At 41.6% G+C, this 1,783-nt stretch carries 2 protein-coding genes; both read left to right on the top strand.

Going from position 1 to position 1,783, the window contains the following annotated elements; genetic code table 11:
* Positions 1–41 precede the first annotated feature (41 nt).
* Positions 42–779, top strand: a complete 738-nt coding sequence (locus CHU92_RS00610) for a hypothetical protein (protein ID WP_094411564.1) — start codon at positions 42–44, stop codon at positions 777–779.
* A complete protein-coding gene (locus CHU92_RS00605; protein WP_094411562.1) occupies positions 776–1,681 on the top strand; it encodes a S66 peptidase family protein in 906 nt (301 codons plus the stop codon). Before CHU92_RS00610 ends, CHU92_RS00605 begins: the two co-directional genes overlap by 4 nt.
* The last annotated feature ends 102 nt before the right edge of the window (positions 1,682–1,783 follow it).

Raw genomic sequence — 1,783 nt, 5'->3', positions numbered from 1 at the left:
TCAAACCCCGTTATTTTTAAACTTACACACTTTTTGGGATAGTGTCACATTTAAAACAATTACTGTTTTTACCATTAATTTTTTCAGGTTTATCTTCCTGTAAACAGGAAAGCAATTTAAAACTTACAGTACAAAATCAATATATAAAGTTTGTTGATTCATCTCTTGTTGAAGACACATACAGCTATAGAAACGAAGCAGCCAGGAAGAATGCTACAAACGTTATTACGTATACAATACATAATCCCACAGACAAAAAATATGTCTTAATCTTGGACAGGGAGTATTTATATCCCCACATCTATGAGGGAGCAATAAGGTCCGGGTCTATAGGTTACTTCATTAAATATAAAGATTCAATTATGAAGCCGCTCCCTGGTATTATTGACACCCTTGAGCCCCCAGTTAACGACTGTAGAAACTGTATTTTACAACAACAGGTAGAGCATTACATAAAATTAGGCCTCACAAAGAATTACTCTTTTAAAGCAGATGAATATTTACGTAACGCTGTAACCATTTTTCCGGGAGAAAGCAGGAGTTTTAAAGTAATAACGATGCTTCCTGTAATCCTGGAAAGGAACGAGAATGGTGGTGGAATCCTTAGGTATATTCACCTCAAAGATAATAATGACTTCCAGCTTGTGTATTATTGTAATGCATCAGAGCTTAAAAAGGAACTTCCAAAGTATCTTATTGACGAACTGAAACATAACCATGTTGAAATTTTTGACGGATTTTTAAAATCTGATCCTATACCTTTAAAGAAATTAAAATGACCACACCACCATACCTTTCTCCCGGCGATAAAGCAGGCATAGTAAGCACTGCCAAACGCTGTGAAGCCATTGAAATTGAATACGGCCTTGCCACCCTAAAAAGTTGGGGTCTGGAGCCGGTTGTTGGCAAAAATGCCTTTAATGAGTACGGTTTCCTGGCGGGGACAGATGACGAGCGCCTGGCCGACCTGCAGCAAATGCTGGATGATGAAAATATTAAAGCTATCTTTTTTACCAAAGGCGGCTATGGCACGCTGCGCATCATCGACAGGATAGACTGGACAAAGTTCAGGCAGCACCCGAAATGGCTTGTAGGGTACAGCGACATCACGCTGCTGCACAGCCACGTGCATAACTTGGGTATTGAAACGTTGCATGCCGTTATGCTGCAGGGATATACTAAAAGTACACCTGAATCATTAGACAGTATCCGTAAAGTACTTTTTGGCGAAACGCTTAGCTATGAAATTCCTGCTGAACCTGAAAATAGAACAGGTGAAGCCGTTGAAGGTATTCTGGTGGGAGGGAACCTCTCTATGCTGTATGCTGCCATTGGGTCTGACTCTGAAATTGATACTGCCGGCAAAATCCTGTTTATTGAGGATATTGATGAATACCTGTACCATTACGACCGTATGCTGATCTCACTGAAAAGGGCGGGGAAATTCAACAACCTGAAAGCGGTAATTGTTGGTAACATGATTGATATAAAGAACTCAACCCTGCCTTTCGGAAAAAATGACAGGGAGATAACGCTGGAGCATTTCGATTGCCCGGTTTACTTTAACATTCCTTCAGGCCATATTCCAGATAACCGCGCCCTGGTGATGGGCCGCAACATTTCCCTGATACCCGGCCGCTATTCCTTAAAAATTTCTTTCATAAGCCGTCCTATGTTGTAAATGCTTTTTTTTTGAAGCAGTAAACTACCGCTCCTGTGGAAGCCCTTTCCCGCTTTCAGCTATATCTCCCCGCCGCAAAAGCGGGCGGCGGGGAGGATGCCG

This window comes from Flavobacterium cyanobacteriorum, assembly GCF_002251835.1.
GTDB lineage: Bacteria > Bacteroidota > Bacteroidia > Flavobacteriales > Flavobacteriaceae > Flavobacterium > Flavobacterium cyanobacteriorum.
The sequence above is the reverse complement of the archived record's forward strand: the minus strand, read 5'-3'. Positions and strand labels throughout refer to the sequence as shown.

Bases quoted from the DNA above. Each gene is read 5' to 3' on its own strand.
- CHU92_RS00605 (WP_094411562.1), top strand. From the start codon at position 776: ATGACCACACCACCATACCTTTCTCCCGGCGATAAAGCAGGCATAGTA.